19 protein-coding genes are annotated in these 18,920 nt (G+C 43.0%); 14 read left to right on the top strand and 5 right to left on the bottom strand.

What is annotated here, in order from left to right:
* The first annotated feature begins 177 nt into the window (after positions 1 to 177).
* From AC2A4J_RS17825 to AC2A4J_RS17815, 3 genes are all read left to right on the top strand, one after another.
* The gene (locus tag AC2A4J_RS17825) at positions 178 to 927 is read left to right on the top strand and encodes an HNH endonuclease (protein ID WP_484176978.1); all 750 of its coding nucleotides are present in this window, start codon (positions 178 to 180) and stop codon (positions 925 to 927) included.
* 32 nt (positions 928 to 959) lie between these two features.
* On the top strand, positions 960 to 1,835 hold the full coding sequence (locus AC2A4J_RS17820) for a HEPN domain-containing protein (RefSeq protein ID WP_182794508.1): 876 nt from the start codon (positions 960 to 962) through the stop codon (positions 1,833 to 1,835).
* Positions 1,836 to 1,910: 75 nt separating this feature from the next.
* Entirely contained in the window at positions 1,911 to 2,357 is a 447-nt protein-coding gene (locus AC2A4J_RS17815) for a GNAT family N-acetyltransferase (RefSeq protein ID WP_077314891.1), read from the top strand.
* 181 nt (positions 2,358 to 2,538) lie between these two features.
* On the opposite strand, the gene AC2A4J_RS17810 is transcribed toward AC2A4J_RS17815, so the two are convergent.
* A complete protein-coding gene (locus AC2A4J_RS17810; protein WP_484176977.1) occupies positions 2,539 to 2,781 on the bottom strand; it encodes a DUF1127 domain-containing protein in 243 nt (80 codons plus the stop codon).
* 130 nt (positions 2,782 to 2,911) lie between these two features.
* Between AC2A4J_RS17810 and AC2A4J_RS17805 the strand changes: the two genes are divergently transcribed.
* Positions 2,912 to 3,865, top strand: a complete 954-nt coding sequence (locus tag AC2A4J_RS17805) for a LysR substrate-binding domain-containing protein (RefSeq protein WP_484176976.1) — start codon at positions 2,912 to 2,914, stop codon at positions 3,863 to 3,865.
* A 130-nt stretch (positions 3,866 to 3,995) separates the two neighbouring features.
* Positions 3,996 to 5,333 carry a CDP-diacylglycerol--serine O-phosphatidyltransferase gene (pssA, locus tag AC2A4J_RS17800; RefSeq protein WP_484176975.1) on the top strand — a complete coding sequence of 446 codons (1,338 nt, stop codon included), beginning with the start codon at positions 3,996 to 3,998 and terminating at the stop codon, positions 5,331 to 5,333.
* A gap of 189 nt (positions 5,334 to 5,522) precedes the next feature.
* Here the strand turns inward: pssA and AC2A4J_RS17795 are convergent, their stop codons facing one another.
* The gene (locus tag AC2A4J_RS17795) at positions 5,523 to 6,797 is read right to left on the bottom strand and encodes an aromatic ring-hydroxylating oxygenase subunit alpha (protein WP_255825081.1); all 1,275 of its coding nucleotides are present in this window, start codon (positions 6,795 to 6,797) and stop codon (positions 5,523 to 5,525) included.
* Between the two features lie 267 nt (positions 6,798 to 7,064).
* Between AC2A4J_RS17795 and AC2A4J_RS17790 the strand changes: the two genes are divergently transcribed.
* Positions 7,065 to 8,195, top strand: a complete 1,131-nt coding sequence (locus AC2A4J_RS17790; protein WP_484176974.1) for an FAD-binding oxidoreductase — start codon at positions 7,065 to 7,067, stop codon at positions 8,193 to 8,195.
* Between the two features lie 265 nt (positions 8,196 to 8,460).
* A complete protein-coding gene (gbdR, locus tag AC2A4J_RS17785) occupies positions 8,461 to 9,567 on the top strand; it encodes a choline metabolism transcriptional regulator GbdR (RefSeq protein WP_484176973.1) in 1,107 nt (368 codons plus the stop codon).
* 88 nt (positions 9,568 to 9,655) lie between these two features.
* Here gbdR and AC2A4J_RS17780 read toward each other — a convergent pair whose 3' ends face one another.
* Together AC2A4J_RS17780 and AC2A4J_RS17775 are read right to left on the bottom strand one after the other, a co-directional pair.
* A complete protein-coding gene (locus tag AC2A4J_RS17780; RefSeq protein WP_484176972.1) occupies positions 9,656 to 11,086 on the bottom strand; it encodes an ArnT family glycosyltransferase in 1,431 nt (476 codons plus the stop codon).
* Positions 11,086 to 12,111 carry a glycosyltransferase family 2 protein gene (locus AC2A4J_RS17775; protein ID WP_484176971.1) on the bottom strand — a complete coding sequence of 342 codons (1,026 nt, stop codon included), beginning with the start codon at positions 12,109 to 12,111 and terminating at the stop codon, positions 11,086 to 11,088. The genes AC2A4J_RS17780 and AC2A4J_RS17775 overlap by 1 nt, the downstream gene beginning before the upstream one ends.
* 157 nt (positions 12,112 to 12,268) lie before the next feature.
* Between AC2A4J_RS17775 and AC2A4J_RS17770 the strand changes: the two genes are divergently transcribed.
* From AC2A4J_RS17770 to AC2A4J_RS17760, 3 genes are all read left to right on the top strand, one after another.
* Positions 12,269 to 12,949 (top strand): response regulator transcription factor, encoded by a 681-nt coding sequence (locus AC2A4J_RS17770; protein ID WP_484176970.1) that lies wholly within the window; start codon positions 12,269 to 12,271, stop codon positions 12,947 to 12,949.
* The gene (locus AC2A4J_RS17765) at positions 12,946 to 14,223 is read left to right on the top strand and encodes a sensor histidine kinase (protein ID WP_484176969.1); all 1,278 of its coding nucleotides are present in this window, start codon (positions 12,946 to 12,948) and stop codon (positions 14,221 to 14,223) included. Before AC2A4J_RS17770 ends, AC2A4J_RS17765 begins: the two co-directional genes overlap by 4 nt.
* Before the next feature lie 131 nt (positions 14,224 to 14,354).
* Positions 14,355 to 15,359, top strand: a complete 1,005-nt coding sequence (locus AC2A4J_RS17760) for a pirin family protein (RefSeq protein ID WP_484176968.1) — start codon at positions 14,355 to 14,357, stop codon at positions 15,357 to 15,359.
* A 49-nt stretch (positions 15,360 to 15,408) separates the two neighbouring features.
* On the opposite strand, the gene AC2A4J_RS17755 is transcribed toward AC2A4J_RS17760, so the two are convergent.
* The gene (locus AC2A4J_RS17755; RefSeq protein WP_484176967.1) at positions 15,409 to 15,831 is read right to left on the bottom strand and encodes a GtrA family protein; all 423 of its coding nucleotides are present in this window, start codon (positions 15,829 to 15,831) and stop codon (positions 15,409 to 15,411) included.
* A gap of 87 nt (positions 15,832 to 15,918) precedes the next feature.
* Here AC2A4J_RS17755 and AC2A4J_RS17750 point away from each other — a divergent pair, with 87 nt between their 5' ends.
* The 4 genes from AC2A4J_RS17750 (at position 15,919) to AC2A4J_RS17735 (ending at position 18,884) form a co-directional block, all read left to right on the top strand.
* The gene (locus AC2A4J_RS17750; RefSeq protein WP_484176966.1) at positions 15,919 to 16,434 is read left to right on the top strand and encodes an NADPH-dependent FMN reductase; all 516 of its coding nucleotides are present in this window, start codon (positions 15,919 to 15,921) and stop codon (positions 16,432 to 16,434) included.
* A 41-nt stretch (positions 16,435 to 16,475) separates the two neighbouring features.
* Complete coding sequence (locus AC2A4J_RS17745; RefSeq protein WP_484176965.1) at positions 16,476 to 17,534, top strand: NAD(P)H-dependent flavin oxidoreductase; 1,059 nt, start codon at positions 16,476 to 16,478, stop codon at positions 17,532 to 17,534.
* A gap of 99 nt (positions 17,535 to 17,633) precedes the next feature.
* Positions 17,634 to 18,521: an EamA family transporter gene (locus tag AC2A4J_RS17740; protein ID WP_484176964.1), complete on the top strand. Its 888-nt coding sequence runs from the start codon at positions 17,634 to 17,636 to the stop codon at positions 18,519 to 18,521.
* A 6-nt stretch (positions 18,522 to 18,527) separates the two neighbouring features.
* A complete protein-coding gene (locus tag AC2A4J_RS17735; protein ID WP_484176963.1) occupies positions 18,528 to 18,884 on the top strand; it encodes a VOC family protein in 357 nt (118 codons plus the stop codon).
* Positions 18,885 to 18,920 lie beyond the last annotated feature (36 nt).

The following is an 18,920-nucleotide window of genomic DNA, read 5'->3' as shown; positions in this document are numbered from 1 at the left end:
CTGGAAATAACAAATATGCCGCAACAATCAACGATGTACATGTGCTGTAGTATGTACGCACATAACAAGTTGCCCAAAATCGCCGCAAACAGCGCGGCTGGGACAAATACTCACTGGGCTTCGCCCAACAACGTTCGCATTTGCCCATTGGCAAAGCGTTAGCCTTCAAGGAGTATCATGCACAAAGTTGTCGTTCACTCATTTTCACGGGGTTCCTTTCATGGAGGAAGTGGAAAATATGTTCACTATGAAGTGATCAGTGGACCAAATCCATTCGGACCACGAGGTGGCTTGGGAGGTAATTTTGTTGACGGAGAAAAGAGAAAGCATTTTTGGAAAAAAGAGGAAGCTGAGGAGTATGCTAAGTATCTAGCCTTAAAAGAGGGACTTGAATACTTAACAACCTATTCTCCAGATAATAAGCTAGTTTCAACCCCGAAGAAGCCGAAGTCCAAATTTGATATTGAGGTAGTCATAGATGATCGAGAAAAAAGACTAAGGCTAGCGCACATCAGGAAAGGTCAAAAAACATTCCGAACTAAGGTAATGAAAGCTTTTGGCGGAAAATGTGCAATAACACATTGTGACATTCCCCAAACTCTTCAAGCATGCCATATTTATTCGTATTTAGGCGAGGCTACGAATCATCCTTCTAATGGACTATTGTTGCGCTCAGATTTCCATGGGTTGTTCGATAACTTTTTAATAACGGTTAGCCCAAAGGGGCGATTGTTATTATCTTCGACTCTGAAAAACTCTGCATATAGTAAGTATAAAAATATTAAATTGAGGCTGCCTGACGAAGAGCATCATCAGGTAAGTGATTCTGCTTTGGAATTTCATAGAAATACTTACAAACAATTTGAGGCTGTCAGGAAGGCTAACAAGTCAAATCAATCGGACGCGGAAAAACGCGCCGGTGTTTGAGGCGTTAGCTGATTATCATAGGAGGGAGCTCTGTGGAAAGTAAAAAGTTGTTCTTTGGCCTTCATGGTCTCCAGTTACCAGAAACAGGTTTTGATCTGGGCAATGGGGTTGTGGTTCGCGAAACGTATGCGCATATCTTTGCCCCATTCATGGTTGCTTTTGCTCCACCCGAAGAGCCTACTAAGCATCATCCTGGTCCGTGGTCTTCGGCATCCGGTGGTATATCCTATGATATTTCAGCAGAGCTAGTTGTCCCAATTGAAAACGAGGGTGGAACAGACAGGGCCATTCAGACTGCGCGTGTAATATTGTTCTTACTCCGAATTGCGGTTAATCCTGCGATTACACTTCCAGTTTTCTCGAATCTAGCTTTCGATAGCGAAAATGCCAATGAAAAACATCAGGCACTCTATCCATTTGAGGTTCAAAACCGATCCTTTGCTTTATCAGTAGAAGAAGAGGCTGCCAGCTTTGGAGCTCTTAAGTGGGTTCAAGACCATTGGCAGGTAACGCGGGAACTACTGAAGAAAAGTCCGGAGTTCGTTCTCGCAAAAGAAGCAATTGATCAGGGGCAATTCATCCAAAATACGACATTAACGCTCGTGTCATTGTGGGGAGCGCTTGAGGCGTTATTTTCACCGAGTACATCAGAATTGAGGTTTAGGGTTTCGGCTTTAATTGCATCTTTTTTGGAAAAGCCGGGGCCAAGTAGACGTGAACTTCAAAAGAAAGTCGCAAAACTATATGACAAGCGTTCTGCTGCTGCTCATGGGCGGCCTAAACATGATCAACAGCACTTACTGGAAACATTCAATCTACTAAGAAATGTGCTTTTTAAAATTATTGAGAGCGGTTATGTGCCAAATAATGAACAGTTAGATATCATGTTGTTTGGTTCGGAATCGTAACTATCCGCTAACAAACGTAAGCACTGCGACTCGCAAGCTCGCGCGTTTTACGGGCGTTATATGCTTGGAGGAAAAATGCAATTTATCGAAGTCAAAAGTAGCCAAATTCCGCTAGATTTGCTGCTCGAAGCAGATCCTTCTGAAGCGAGTATTTCATCATATTTATCCGAATCATGGTGCTTTTCTGCGCTAGATAATGAGCGTATTTTGGCGGCATGTATAGTGAAGCCAGAACCCCAAAACCTTGCTGAAATCTTCAATGTTTCTGTATATCCCGAGTTACAAGGTCGAGGAATTGGCTCTCAATTGCTCAAGTCAGTTCTGTCTCAGCTACCAAGTAAGGGAATCACTCGTGTTGAATTGGGTACAGGTACCTTTGGTTATCAACTGACTTATTATCAGCGCCTTGGTTTTCGCGTTGACTCGATCATCAAAGATCACTTCTTACTGAATTACCCAGAACCAATCTATGAAAATGGTATTCAACACAAAGACATGCTGAGATTGTACGCACAGATTTAGCACGCACATAACAAAGTATTTAAGAGTGATTCGCAACGCTTGGCAGTTTCGCTTCGCTCAAATATAGCCAATCGTCGCTCACACCTTAATGCGGCGTTAAAATACAACCCAAATCAGTCTAAAAAAACCACAACCCTGCAACAAGGGCACCTAAAGCACCCTTGCTCCCGCCTCAAAAAAATCACTTCCAAACCGGTTTTCTCACTTCCTGATCCACATCCGCAGCACTTAGGCCGAGGTCTTTCAGTTGCGCTTCGTTAAGTTGGCTCAGTCTGTTTCTTGTACGCCAGTTATGCGCTATTTTGGCTAGGCGTTGTTTCCATGTGTTTTCTTTTAGTTTAGCTAATGTGTTTTTGCAGCTAGAAGTTATGTCTCGTTGGGTGTTTTCGTGGTTGTTTATTTCTTCTGATGTGCACGTTTTCATGGTGTTTTCCTTTTCTCTGTTTATTGAGGTGTTTGCTTTATGGTCAAATAATCGTCTATTAATTGCACTGCGACAAACGAGAAAAAGTGTTTTATAGTTAAGAAAATCTTATTTATAAAGGGTGTGTTTCATGTCTTCTAGTCGAGCTTTGCCGCCGCTTAAATCCTTGCAGGCGTTTCGTTATGCGGCGCAGTCGTTGAGTTTTAAGAAAGCGGCGGAGTCGCTTTTTGTGACGCAGGCGGCGGTGAGTCAGCAGATTAAAACTTTGGAGCAGGCGTTGAGCGTTGAGTTGTTTGAACGACACACTCGCCAAGTGGTGCTGACGTCGGAAGGGCAGTATTTGTTTGATTACGTTGAGAAGGCGTTTGCTTTATTAGAAGAGGGTGTGAAAGGCATTACGGAAGATCCTAACCCAAATACTTTGGTGATTAGTTCGGTGCCGTCGTTTTCAAGTCGTTGGTTGGTGTCGCGTTTGGGTGGGTTTCAAGCTAAAGAGCCGGAGATTAACCTTCGCTTGAGTCCGAGTATTGAGTTGTCGACGTTTGCGGACAGTGATTTGGATTTGTGTATTCGCTTGGGGCGAGGTGAATACGCAGGGCTAACGTCGCAATTATTATTTCAAGAGCATTTAGTATTGGTGTGTCATCCGTCGATGATTCATATGGATGAACCGATTAAAGAACAGTTGATCAATATTCCGATTATTACTGATACTGGGCCAGACGTTCGGCATGTTTGGCCTGTGATGCAGCGTTTTTTGGACCTTTACGATATGCCGATGAGGTCGCATTTGCATGTGGCGGATTCTACTTCTTTGGTAGAGGCGTTGTTGTCTTGTCAGGGGCTGGCTATGATGCGTTATGGCTTGGTGTATGAGTTGATCGAGAAAGGGCAGTTAATTTGTCCGTTACCCATTTATATGAAGTCGCAATATGATTTTTATTTTGTCGCGCCAGCGCCGCATTTTAAGTATCAGAAAGTGATGAAGTTCAGGCGTTGGCTTGAAGACGAGGTGAAGGTGATTGATTTGTCTTGGAAGGCGTATTTAAAGAACAACCCAGATATGGATGAGGTTAGGCTTTAGTAGGTATTGAATACGACATTTGCTCTATTTTTATGGCTCTTTTTGAGTTGAAACGATTATTTTTAAGAAAAAAATCAGTGAATTTGTTACAGTTTGACGTTAGTTAAAAATAAGGTAGCACTTCTGTATTATGCCCATTAGAAACTTATTCGGTTCACTGCCTACATTTGCAGTTGAGCCTGACCAATTCCATGTTCTGCAATCTGCCCTTAGTTTTCGAGAATATTTATTAGAAGCGATCCAGAACGCCACGTCTAGGATCTATCTTGTTGCGCTTTATCTTGAAGATGATGAAGCGGGTAGGGAAGTTTTGACGGCGGCATATGAAGCCAAACAGCGTAACCCAAGTTTAGATATTGCAATTTGTGTCGATTGGCACCGTGCTCAGCGTGGTTTGATCGGTGCGGAAAAGGCCAAAGGTAATGCGGCTATGTATCAGGCGTTCGCTGAAAAATATGAGCATGCGATTCCTGTTTATGGTGTGCCTGTTCGTAATCGTGAAGTGTTTGGTGTGTTGCATTTAAAAGGGTTTGTTATTGACGATACGGTCATTTACAGCGGTGCCAGTATTAATAATGTCTATCTTCACCGACAAGATCGTTATAGGTTTGATCGTTACCATGTTATTCAGAATCAAGCATTAGCAAACAGTATGGTGGATTTTATTAGCACTAAGATGATCCAGCATTCAGCTGTGAATAATCTTGCTGAAACCAACTTGCCTTCGACGAAAGAGCTCAAGCCGGTGATTCGACAGTTTAGAATCTCTTTGGGTAAGTCATTTTATGGTGGCGAGAAACAGGCGGTAAGCGATCAGCAGGTGGCGGTAACGCCTATGGTGGGTGTTGGTAAACGTCACAATGTATTGAATCAGAAAATCGTGTCTATATTGTCTGGTGCGAAACAAGAAATTGTTCTTTGTACGCCGTATTTTAACCTTCCTAAAGTGGTCTTGAGAGAGGTTAAGCGCGCTATTAAGCGTGGTGTGAAGGTGCATGTTGTTGTGGGTGATAAAACCGCCAACGATTTTTACATCGCGCCAGATCAGCCTTTTAAAGCCATTGGTGGTTTGCCGTACTTGTATGAGATGAATTTGCGTAAGTTTGCTCGTGCTAATGAAAGCCATATTGCGTCGGGCGGTTTATCGATTCATTTATGGAAGCATGACAATAATAGCTTTCATTTAAAAGGGCTTTGGGTTGATGCTCGTACCATGTTGTTAACTGGTAATAATGTGAATCCTAGGGCGTGGGCGCTTGATTTGGAAAATGGTTTGTTGATTGAAGATCCAAAGCAGAATTTGTTAGCGAAGTTTACCGCTGAGTTTGACAACATTCATCGGCATACTCAGCGAATTAGTTCGTTTGAGCGGCTGGAGGTTTTGGCGGATTATCCTTTGAAAATTCAAAGGTTACTGAAAAAAGTCATTCGCACACGAGCTGATAGGTTGTTGAAGCGAATTTTGTAGTTTTCGGTTTGATGGTTAAGGAAGGGTTGTGGCATAAGCTGCAGCCCTTTTTTATTGCTCATGATGCAGGGTAATAGATGGTGTGTTTAATGGGCAAAAAAAAGCGAATCCGAAGATTCGCTTTTGATGTTTTTTTGGTGTTTTTTTGGTGTTTTTTGGTTTGTGTTGCTGAGCAATCTTAAGGCTATTTTATTTCGCTTTAAGATTCTTTTGAACAGTATTTGCGTACCATTCTAAGAAATTAATTACGCCAAACTCGAAGGTCTCAGAGTAAGGTCCAGGCTGGTAACCAATAGAGTTAATGCCTAGCTGGTTGCGCTCGCCAAGTACTTTGTCTTGCTCGTTGGTAGCATCCCAAACTCTGCGAAGTTTTTCAGTGTCGTAATCAACACCTTCTACTGCGTCTTTGTGGACGAACCATTTTGTAGTGACAATAGATTCTTGTGCAGAAACAGGCAATACACGGAATACGATAAAGTGGTCGGATTGCATGTGGTTCCAAGAGTTCGGCAAATGCAAGATACGCATTGAGCCTAGTTCGCGGTTTTGAATGCGTCCTAATGGTTTTGTACAAGCGGCAGAGCCATCCATTGTCATAACCTGTGTGCCTTTCTTCAAAGGCATACGTACGATTCGGTTACGCTGTACTTCACCAAAGCTTTTGCTCTTGTGCGGAATGCCTTCTGCGTCCCATTTCGCTGCTTGAGCGTTGTAATGGTCGTGGAAGTCTTGTGGTGCGCGTGGGTCTTCCGTGTCATCCCATTCTAACAATGTGTTAAGCAGCTCTGGGTGGCTGCCTGAACAGTGGTAACACTCACGGTTGTTTTCTAGCACTAGCTTCCAGTTTGCACGTTCGTACATGGTGGATTCAACAGCCAGTTTGGTGTTTTCAACATCATACGGTTCCATGTAGGCGTCTAGTGTTGCTAGGTATTCATCGAAACCATCATCAGGTGCGGTTTCTCCTAGGCAAACATAGATAAAGCCGCCACCGGTTTTGCAAAATGCCTTTTTAAGACCATGTTGCTTGGTGTCGAAATCTTTACTCATTTCCGTTCCAGCAAACAGCAAGTTGCCTTTCAGGTCGTAAGTCCACTGGTGATAAGGGCAAACTAAGTTAGCCACTTTGCCTCTGTGTTCCGTACAAAGTACTGAACCACGGTGTCTACAGGTGTTGTGAAAGGCGTTCACGTTGCCTTCACCATCACGCAGGATAAGAACGGGGTTTTGCCCAATTTCGACGGTTATATAATCGCCTTTCTTTGGGATTTCACTGGTCATACCCACAAATAACCACTCTTTCTGAAAGACCTCTTCCATGTCGATTCTGAACATGTGTGGGTCATTATAAAGCTGTGCGTCAAGTGAATAGTTGCTAGGACGTTTTTCTAGCAAATCTGACATAGTTGTTTTAGCTTCATCTAAGGAAGCATGGCGTACATTAAGTAGGTCGTGTTGATTCATCTTTCTGGGCCTTAATGACAAAAAGAGTGATGGAATGCGTCTTTTGACTACGATGCTATAGTCGCTTAATCAATGTAGAAGGAAATGACCATTAGCGACAGGTGTTGATACATAAATCGACTCGCAATCGCCTGAATCCTCTGGTGTGACTGCCATGAGCAACTTATTGTCGCGCAGAGTTAACTTGCATTGATCAACAGGATCCAAAATGGCTCGAAATGGTGTCACACAACTTTAAGCAATTGAATTTAATTAAGAGATTTCAATATGAGCAACTCTTCCTCTGTAAATGCGATGAATGCTGATTATTTAGCGCCGGTAAATACTCAGACATGGGTGAATGGACGTCATAATGTTCGTTGTGTGAAAGTGATTCATGAAACGTGGGATGTGAAGACATTCTGTTTTATGGCTCAGCAGCCAGTGATGTTCTTTTTCAAGCCAGGACAATTTGTCACTTTAGAGCTGGAAATTGAAGGCAAGCAAGTGATGCGCTCATACACGATTTCGAGCTCACCTTCTGTTCCATACAGCTTTTCTATCACGGTAAAACGTGTACCGGGCGGACAAGTATCGAATTGGTTGCATGACAATATGTTCATGGGTTCGGAATTGGCTGTACATGGTCCTGTTGGTCAATTTAACTGTATCGACTTCCCTAATGAAAAGGTGCTTTTGTTATCTGGTGGTGTTGGTATTACGCCAGTAATGTCTATGGCTCGTTGGTGGTTTGATACCAATGCAGAAGTAGATGTTACTTTTATACACAGTGCACGCTCCCCGCGCGATGTTATCTATACTCGTGAACTCGACCATATGGCTGCTCGCCTGGATAATTTTGGCTTGTATTTGATTGTTGAGCGCATGGAAAATGGATTGCCTTGGCAAGGATATCGAGGCTATTTAGATGCTGCAAAACTGGACATGATCTCCCCTGATTTTATGGAGCGAGAGATCTTTTGTTGTGGTCCTGTGCCCTATATGAAAGCAGTGAAGAGCCTTCTTCAATCAAGAGGTTTCGACATGAGTCGTTACCACGAAGAGTCCTTTGGTGCGACACCTGCTGATGTGGTGGAAGATGCCATTGAACTTGCGGAAGTTGCGCAAGCTGAAGCGGATGCGGTTAATCAAGCGGATTTGCTAAAAGTTGAGTTTGCAAACAGTGGTAAGAGTATTCAGATTGGCGCTGGAGAAACACTGCACAATGCGGCAGCTAGACTGGATTTGATGATACCAAAAGCCTGCGGTATGGGGATTTGTGGTACCTGTAAAGTCCTTGTTAAAGAAGGCCAAACTAAGATGGAACATAACGGTGGGATCACTGATGACGACGTTGAAGCTGGGTATGTTTTATCCTGCTGTACAATTCCTCAATCAGATGTCGTTATTGAGTACTAAATTTCATGAAATAAAGTGTTCCTTCAAAGGGCTGTTATGGTCTATATTGGTGCATGACACAGTATTGATGTTAGTAAAAAAACACAGGGCTATAGTTTCCATACGTTAGTCCTAGTGTGTTTACTTATACGGTGTTGGTTGAGAACTTTGTGTTTCCTTAGAAAAATAAAAAAAATATGTGTAATTGATGTTATTTAAGGTTATCTAGGCAAAGTGGTCTGGATTTTGCCTAATAATAAAGATGCGCATATATGAGGACATTAATATGGCAAATACCCCCCTAGCTTTTGATGGAAGAAGCACAACGAAAGTCGGTTTTTTATTGCTCGATCACTTTACTATGATCGCGCTGGCTTCCTCTATAGAGCCTTTGCGTATGGCGAATCAGCTGTCTGCAGAAGAGCTGTATAGTTGGAGTTTGATTTCCGAAAACGGTCAACCTGTCACGGCCAGTGATGGTTTAGTTTTGACCCCAGATTTGTCCATGGAAGACAGTGGTGAGTTTGATTTAATTATCGTCGCCGGTGGCGTTGATATAACTCGCACTTTTAGCGCTAAGCAGGTTTCTTGGCTGATGAAGCAGTCACGCAAAGGCGTTCAGCTTGGCGGTATTTGTACTGGTGCTTATGTGCTTGCTTATGCAGGACTCCTAAATGGCTATCAGTGTAGTGTGCATTGGGAATGTTTAACTGCTCTTCAAGAAGCGTTTCCAAAGGTAAACTGCAATAACAAGCTTTTCTCCATTGATAAAGATCGAATGACATCATCTGGTGGCAGTGCGCCGATGGACATGTTTTTAAACATGATGACCAAGCAACATGGTCCGAAATTGTCTAATGCTATTTCCGATATGTTTATTTGTGACCGCATTCGTAATGAGTCTGATCAACAACGCATGCCAATGCGCCAATTTAACAGTGCTGGTGTCTGTACGCCAAAACTGGTAGATGTGATTGAGTTGATGGAAAACAACTTAGAAGAGCCAATCGAGCTCGATGAATTGGCGACTTTTGTTGACGTGTCTCGTCGTCAGATTGAGCGTATGTTTCATCGTCATTTAGATTGTTCTCCGTCGCGTTTTTATTTGCGGTTAAGACTGGAACGAGCGCGTAAATTGTTGAAGCAATCGAATATGTCGATTGTAGAAATTTCCATGGCGTGTGGCTTTATATCTACACCGCATTTTAGTCGCTGTTACCGTAAGCATATTGGTGTATCTCCTCGTGATGAACGTAAAATTGCTTGGAAAGGTGAAGTGCCTGATCTTGCAGTGAACCCAGAGTCTGGCGAAGCCATTGTTTACATACCTCATGCCCATGATGCATTAAATCAATCCCATACTGAACCGAGTTATGGGTCTGTTGCAATTTAGTTTTACTAACGCAAATAAAAAAAGGGGCTTGAATTAGCCCCTTTTTTATGTCTTATTTTGAACACTCTTTTACCGTTGAAATGAAGGCTTATGGTGTGTTTTCACAATACATTAGGTCTTCTTTTCCTGTTGTATTTCTTTTTTCGCATGACCAGTTTGGGTAATCGGTATGGTCATTCGCTGCTTGAATAATAAAAAATGCTTTGTCCTGCGCCGGTAACCAAGAGTTTACGTCGGTTGAGCGCTGCTTCGCTTTTCCAGAAGAATAGTACTGACCAGAGAATGGGCGTTTATGCAGATAGAATAAATCGCTTTGTGTGGCTTCTGGTTGCTGTTTCCAAACGGCAAGTATCTTGTCTTCTGAGCGTTTGGCTATCAAATCAAAATGCAAGGTGCTGATTAGAATGATAAGCAAAATTGGCGTGATGAATCCGGCTTTATAGAGCCAGTTTTGTAATGGTTTTTGGCTGTGAAGGTGCACCAATAATAGAGCCATGGCTGGTAGTGCTGGCATCACATAGCTGGCCAAAATATTGCCGGAAAAGCTGAATAGAATCATGGGCGATAACATCCAGAATAATAAGTAGGAGCCAAAACCATCTGAACTTTCTTCAACGTCTTTGTCGTCTTTTATCATGCGAATCCATTGCCATATGATAAGTGGGCTCCAAGGTAGCATAGAGATTAAGGCATATACCCAAATCGTGCCCCGTGTCCTTTCATGTGCGGTGCCATATAAGTCGCCTTGCCAACCACTGACTATGAAGCGTTTGATGTGTTCTCCTACGATGAAATAGTCTAAAAAGCCGGGGGTTTTATATTCGGCAATGGCATACCAAGGCACAGAAATAACTAAGAAAAGTAGCGTGCCGTATCCCCAAGGCAGAATACGCCATAGTCTTTTCCAACGGCCATTCGGAATGAGCCAAATGGTTAAACTTATACCAATCAAAACGATCGCTAACGGGCCTTTTGATAACATGCCTAGTGCCAAGCCTATGAAGAATAAATAACCCCAAATCTTGCCTTTGTTGCTCCATGCTTGCCAGAAGCTGATCATGCTTAGAGCGATAGAAAAGGAGAGGGCTGTGTCAGTCATTACAGCGCCACTTAAGACAATGAAGGAAATTGTAGACGCCAAAATGCTCGCAGAAAAAATTCCCATTGCTGACGATTGGAAGTGGTCTTTTGCTAGCTTGTAAACCAGCCAAATAGCGCCTAAACCGACAATGAGATGTGGTACACGTGCGGCGAATTCATTGATGCCAAATAAGCTAAATCCAAGGCTGCTTAACCAGGTGAAAATGGGCGGCTTTCCCCAAAATGGCACATTGTAGTCGAACATTGGCGTGACCCAGTTGCCGGTTTCGAACATGATTCGCGCCATTTCTCCATAGCGAGCTTCTGTGGTATCCATTAATGGATAAAGTGATAAGGAAATAAAGCGTATGACCAAGCAGCTGATCAATAGGATAAGCAGGAGTTTGGCAGAGGGTAGCGAAGTGGTCGGCTTTTGCATTATTCAGAGTCCGAGTATTTGAAAGTGGGTTTTGTCATGGCGTCTTCCATGAGTACATACAAAGGTCGTTGTTTGGATTCAATGAACAATCGACCAACGTATTCGCCTAGTACTCCAATCGATAAGAGCTGGATGCCCCCTAAAAATAGTACGACGAGTATTGTCGATGGATAACCTGCAATAGGATCGCCCCAAACGATGGTTTTAGTGAAAATGACCAAGGCCATAACAAAGGCAATAGCCGATGTGGTGAGTCCTGCCATGGTGGCCCAGCGTAGTGGTTTGGTGCTGAATGAGGTGATGCCTTCTAGGGCCAAATGGATAAGCTTTGGATAGTTCCATTTGGTGTCGCCAGCCAAGCGAGGATCTCGATCAAAAGTGAGTATTTTGCGAGTAAAGCCAGGCCAAGCCAATAAGCCTTTCATGAAGCGGGTTCTTTCTGGCAGGGTGTTAATCACATCGACGACTTTTTGATCCATTAAACGAAAGTCTCCCACATTTTCGGTAATCGGGTGATCGCTTATTGTGGACATGAAACGATAGAAACAATGTGCCGTGGTGCGTTTTAGCCAGCTTTCACCGTGACGCTCGCGGCGTTGCATTTCGACAACTTGTGCGCCATCTTGCCATGCTTGTACCATGTCGGGAATATATTCTGGTGGATCTTGTAAATCCGCATCAAGTAGAATGACGCAACGACCTATGGCGGCTTTCATGCCTGCGCTCATGGCGGCTTCTTTGCCAAAATTGCGGCTTAATCGTAAGCTGCGTATTTGGTGTAAAGGGTGTTTGAAATGACTGACCAACTCCCAGCTATTGTCATTGCTGCCATCGTCAATGTAGATGACTTCACAATGCTGTTTGAGCATTGATAGCGCTTCACAGACACGTAGATGACAAACCGCCAATACATCGGCTTCGTTTAGGAAGGGGATGATTACGGATACTAAAGGTTGTGCCTTGGCGGTTGGTTCTTTTGCCGCGGATTCGAGGTTTGCGTATTGTCTGTATGGAATGGCGCTCATTGCTGTTCTCCTGAATACGGAAAAGGATAGGTTGTGTACATCCTAATCACAGCTCTGTCGCAAAAAGGTGATTCACTTTTTTTTCATGCATTTATGTGACAATTGATCCTAATTGACCCACTCTTTTTACAGCCCCTTTTTGATAATTGAGAAAAATATGAAATTACTCTTAGTAGAAGACCATAAAGATATTGCCGGTGTGATTTTTGATTATTTTGAGATCAAAAACTATGTGCTGGATTATGCGAGTAATGGTCTGCAAGGATATGAGTTGGCAAAAACTGAACATTACGATGCCATTATTTTAGATATTATGCTGCCTAAAATGGACGGTTTAACGGTTTGCAAATCCTTGCGAGAAGCGGGTATTGATACGCCGATTCTTATGTTGACGGCTCGTGATACCAAAGACGATATTCTGACAGGGTTTGACCATTTAGCGGATGATTATTTGGTAAAGCCTTTTGATTTGGAAATTCTAGATTCTCGATTGCAAGCTCTAGTAAGGAGACGAAAGGGCAGTGTGGCGAATCGGACGTTAACGTTCGGTAATCTATCTTTGGATATGAATACGCGAGTGCTTCAGCGTGAAGGTGGCCGTTACTCTTTAAACCCTTCTCAGTTCACGATTCTAAAGTGTCTAATTCAAAAAGCGCCTGATGTGGTATCGAAAGATGAAATTTGCGATGCCTTGTGGGGTGATGAAGAGCCCGATAGCAAAGTCTTACGCAGTCATATTTATCAATTGCGCAGTCTGATTGATCGACCTTTCGAACATGCTTATTTAAGAACCGTGTCTAAGGTGGGGTACCGTCTTGTTGTTGAAGGTGATGAATGAAACAAATTAAAACAGCGAAACAGCTAACCTTCACGTATTTTTCGATTGTTGCGTTCGCGATTATTGCGTTTCATTTTTCAATGTTTACATCAATGATAGAAAACATAGAAATGATTTACGCAGAAAATCGCATGTTAAAAGATAAAGATACAGGAATAGCTTTGTTAAATGGCACACAGTTAACTCATGTTTCTGTGCCGCCATTCTCTGACGTTTATGTGGGTAAAGAAAACTTGCCGTCTGGTGTTGTCCTTGCAGAAAATGCCAAAGACGATAAGCCTTATGAATTGGACAAAGAGTCTGACACGACCCTAGAAATGTTTTCTATGCACTCTAAAGCGATGCTGAATGGTGAGTTGAAAGACATTTATGTGATTCATTACGATGAGATTTACGAGATCTCTGAAGAGCAGATGTTTGAAACGCAAAGTACGCAGTTGGTGTTGTCTTTGTTGTTATTGATCGTCAGTTTGTGGGTGGTCATGCGAATTTCTGACCGTTTAACCAAGCCTCTTGCTCAGCTTTCTAAAAGCCTTGGTGACAGAAAAACTGCCAACTTGTCTGCTATTGAACTGCCTGAAGGGGCGGCAACACGAGAAATCCGTCATCTGGTGGATCGCTTAAACAGTTATCAAAATCAAATTAGTGAGTTGATTCAGCGCGAGCGAGCCTTTAACCGCTATGCGAGCCATGAGTTACGCACGCCTCTTATGGTGATGAAGGGTTCGATAACCTTGCTAGGTAAATCTGATTCAAAAGAATTTTTACAGCGTCAGCGCGTGCGTATGGTTCAGGCTTGCCAAGAAATGGAAGATTACATCACGACATTACTGTCTTTAACCAGAGATGAAGATTTGGCCGCGATTGCTTCACGTGTTGTACAAAATAGTGAGCTTGAAGATATTAGGCAAACGCACTTGGGATATTTAACGGGTAAGTCTGTGGTTGTAGATATTATCGAAAATGGTCAAATAATTACCAAGCTGCCTATCCCTACTTTTCATATCTTGGTGGGTAATTTATTGAAGAATGCCATGGCTTGTACCGAGGAAGGCTGCGTGAATATTGTTGTATCGGAAAATGAGTTGTCTATTAAGGATACGGGTTGTGGTCTGAGTGGCAAACCAGGTGGTGAGAGTTATGGTTTAGGCTTAATGATAGTGCGTGATATTTGTGCCAAGTATGAATGTTCATTTTCTTTGTATGACAACTCTTCGATAGACAGTGGCGCGTCAGGGTGTACTGCAAAAGTGGTTTTTCCAAGTTGCACATAGTGTCTTTTGATCGTATTCGTATTCGTATTGAAAAAATGAATAGATTGGAACTAATAACAGCATAAAACAATCAAGTTTATAGATGTTATGATGCGCTTATCAGATACACTATTTCTTGATGGAGAAACATAATGAGCTCATCAATTTTAAAACGAATTCCCCTACAAATGTTCTGGCCGACTTTTGATCCTTTTTTGTTTTGTGCCTTTCACAACGACACCTACCCAAAAGCGAATGCTTCTATGGGGCCTGATGCCCCTTTGCATAATCGTCCTTTGGGACAGGATTTTGGTGGCATTGACGGCTGGCGTATGTATCACGGTAAGAATATTCCAGGCTTTCCAGCGCACCCACATCGTGGCTTTGAGACAGTGACTATCGTAAACAAAGGCTTTGTGGATCATGCTGATTCCATCGGTGCGGCAGGTCGTTATGGTGAAGGTGATACTCAGTGGATGACTGCCGGCTCTGGCGTTCAGCATTCTGAAATGTTTCCTTTACTAAATGAGGACGGTCCAAATCCACTGGAGCTGTTTCAGATTTGGTTGAACTTACCAAGCAAAAATAAGATGGTGTCACCGCATTTTGCGATGCTTTGGGATGAAGATACGCCTGTGGTGAGTGTTGCGGATGCGAACGGTTTAGACACTCAAGTCAAAGTGGTTGCTGGTACGTTTCAGAATGTCGATCCTTCGCCATGTCCTCCAAACTCATGGGCAGCGGATAGTGAAAATGATGTAGCTATTTGGTTGATCGACTTGCCAGAAAATGGTGAATGGACGTTACCTGCGGCAGCGGCTGGTTTGAGCCGTACTTTATACTTCTTTGAAGGTGAAAAGGTGACATTAGATGAAACGAACGCCTCAATCAATGAAGCCTTTGTCTTAAAAAGTGATGCGTCTTTAGTACTGAAAAACAAAGGTAAAAAAGCCCGCTTCTTATTATTGCAAGGTCGTCCAATTGGTGAGCATGTGGAGCAACATGGTCCATTTGTGATGAATACGCGAGCGGAGCTGCAGCAGGCTTTCCATGATTATCAGCGTACGGAATTTGGTGGTTGGCCTTGGCCGCGCCATGATCAGGTGCATGATAAATCCAAAGGTCGCTTTGCTGAGCATGGTGATGAAAAGGCTTAAGTGGATTTAATCAATACGAATATAAGTCCATCAACAAAAATCTAGCGGCTTAAAGCTTGGCGGGAGAAAATACCCAAAAGCGTGAGAACACATAATTGAGTACCATGCCAATTAATATGCCGGGTACCATGGCTAAATAAGGCCATAAAAGAGCCAGTGTCATATTGGCTGGTGGTTGAGACACGAGTATTAGATAGCAGCCCCAGTTTGGTATAAAAGCCACTACAGAGCCGCCGAGAAATTGTATGAACTGCAATGCGGCGGCTTTTTTGTGGCCTAGCTTGGCTTCTTTAAAAGTAATGCTGCGGTTCCACCACCAGTTTGAGCTCGCGGCGACCCAAAACGCGAGTCCTCTGGCAGTAAGGTGGGGTAACCAGATAGAAAGCAGCGCCATGCTTGTAAGGTCGACTAAGAAGCCAAAGCTACCCACAATAGCAAAGCGTAAAAATGTATGTTTAAAAATGCGTCTCATGATGGCATTCTAAATATAGGTACATCAAAAAAATATGAAACTCCTGTTATCATCGTTTTTTACATTCCCGAAATAGAAGGATCGAAAATGAAAATACTTGCATTTGGCGCTAGCTCAAGCCGACAGTCTATTAACAAAGCTTTGGCTGGTTATGCAGCTAACTTGGTTGATGGTGCGGAAGTAACGCTACTTGATTTAAATGATTTCGATATGCCGCTTTTTAGTGAGGACTTTGAAAAAGAATCTGGTGTGCCTGCTCAAGCACAAGCGTTTGTAGATGCTATTGCTCAAGCCGATGCTATTGTTGCTTCATTTGCTGAACATAATGGTTCTTACTCTGCGGCCTACAAAAATATCTTCGATTGGGCATCTCGTATTGAAAAAGCGGTTTATCAAGATAAGCCAATTGTAGTGCTTTCAGCATCGCCTGGCCCTGGTGGCGCGAGCAGTGTGTTGGCTCAAACGGTAAACAGCATGCCTTTTTTCAAAGGTAATGTTGTTGGTAGTTTGAGTGTGCCTAATTTTTATGGCGTGATGAAAGATGGCGAGATGGTTGACGAGTCTGTTAAACAGGCACTGTCGAGCATCGTTGCTAAATTTTAGACTTTCGTTTTAAGTTTATCGGTTAAATATAAGGAAACCAGATGAAGCAATCTCGTATATGTGAATGGTTGGGAATAGATTATCCAATCATTCAGGCGCCTATGGCGGGTGTTCAAGACAGCGCTTTAGCGATTGCTGTATCGAAAGCGGGTGGTTTGGGCTCTTTGCCATGCGCTATGTTGAGTGTGGATGATATTGCTCATCAGGTTTCCTTAATTAAAACGGCTACGAATAAACCCTATAACCTGAATTTTTTCTGTCATCAGACAACAGAATACGACGAGAAAAAACATCAGCAGTGGCGTGGCTTGTTAAAGCCTTATTTTGATGAATTCTCTGGTCAATATGATGAGACAGTAAAAGCGGTTTCGCGAATGCCTTTTAGTCATGATGTTGCAGATGTGATAGAGGGTTTTGCTCCACCAGTTATTAGCTTTCACTTTGGCTTACCTGAACCGGACCTGCTAGCTCGAGTTAAGCGCTGGGGAACTAAGGTGTTGTCTTCGGCGACAACGTTGGAGGAGGCTATTTGGCTGGAAGAGAATGGTGCTGATGGTATTATTGCGCAAGGTCTTGAGGCTGGCGGGCATCGTGGTATGTTTCTTTCGAAAGATGTTTCTACCCAAGTCGGCTTGTTTTCGTTAGTGCCTCAGATTGTTGGTCGGGTCGATATCCCTGTTATTGCGGCTGGTGGTATTTGTGATGCTCGCAGCATTAATGGGGCATTGGCGCTTGGTGCTGGGGCGGTGCAAATAGGTACGTCTTATTTGTTGTGTGATGAAGCTAAAACATCGGCGTTGCATCGCGCAGCATTAAAAAGCCAAAAAGCTAACCATACTGCTTTAACCAATGTGTTTACGGGGCGACCAGCAAGAGGAATAGCTAACCGAGTTATGAAAGACCTTGGTTATATGAATGATAATGTTCCAGAGTTTCCACATGCCTCAATGGAAATGGCGCAATTGAAAGCTTTGGCAGAGAAGCATGGCTCGGATGACTTTTCTTCTTTGTGGAGTGGTCAGAATGTGTCAGGTTGCAAAGAAATATCGGCTTCTGAATTAACCAAGCAATTTGCCGACGTTTGTCGAGTTACAACCTAAAGCATTCCTTTATGGAATCCAAAATATAAGATTTATTCCTTTTACAAATACTTCTCTTAACCTCATGCTAGCGCTTTAAATCCAATATAAGGCATTGGTATGTGGATCTTTATTACTCTGTTTGCAGCAGGTTGTCAGTCAGTTCGAACGGCGTATCAAAATACGTTGGCTCGTGAAACAGGCTTCCTGCATGCCACCATGTCTCGATCTTTGTTTGGTTTGCCATTAGTTAGTGTCTATCTTGTGGCCTGTTGGCAATTATTTGGCTGGGTATCAGTCGACAATAATCTGCGCTTTTGGGTTGCTGCTAGTATTTGCGCTATAGCTCAGATATTGGCGACGTATTTTATGTTACGTGCATTTCAGTCGGGTAGCTTTGCGCTAGGAACCTTGTTGGCGAAAACGGAAGCGGTGTTGGCTGCATTAATTGGTTTACCTCTGTTGCATTATACTTTGACGATTGGCTCGTGGATTGGGATTTTTTTAGGGGTATTAGGTGCCGTTGTTATGAGCGTGAAATGGAAGAATATTAAACAGGCTCATAAAGATATTTCTTTGTTACTTGGATTGGCGAGTGGTTTTTGTTTTGCTGTTACTTCCGTTACCGCGTCGATGGCCAGCCATTCTTTATCTGGCTCTTTGATAACTGGTGCAGGGGTTACACTTTGGTATGTTTTGGCTTTACAGTCTATTATTTTGTGCGGTGTTCAAATCTATAGAAGTAAGGATTTGTTGGCGCCATTTAAAAATGAGTTGGCGTTAAGTTGTAAAGTAGGTGTACTAAGCTCTTTAGGTTCCATTGGTTGGTTTACCGGTTTTGCTTTGGTGAATCCTGCTTTAGTGAAAACCTTAGGACAGATTGAAATCATCGGAACCTTGTATTATTCGAAAGTGCGCTTTGCTGAGAAAATGACGAAGCAGCAATGGATTGGTGGCGCTATGATTGTGATGAGCGTTATCTTGGTTGTGGTATCGACCGTTAAGTGAGGGTATATGGAGTCTAATAAAATCAATTATGTTGAATTGCCAGCGCGTGATTTAGCGTTAAATAAAACTTTTTTTACTCAGGTGTTTGGTTGGGGTTTTAAAGATTATGGTCCTGAATATTCAGCTTTTGAAAATGCGGGATTAGATGGTGGTTTTTTTCAGGCCAATTTTTGTTCGCGCCCACAAAATGGCGCAGCCTTGGTGATTTTGTACAGCAATGAGCTTGAAGTGGTGTTTGATAAAGTTCAAGCGGCTGGTGGCACGATTGAGCAGGTGATTTTTGATTTTCCGGGTGGTCGTCGTTTTCACTTCCTTGATCCGTGCGGCAATGAATGGGCGGTATGGAGTGAGCCGAGCAAGTAACTTTGAAAGGCCTTTGTGTTGCTCAACATAAAGGCC

The sequence above is a fragment of the Marinomonas sp. ATLA20 genome (assembly GCF_057180105.1).
The sequence above is the reverse complement of the archived record's forward strand: the minus strand, read 5'-3'. Positions and strand labels throughout refer to the sequence as shown.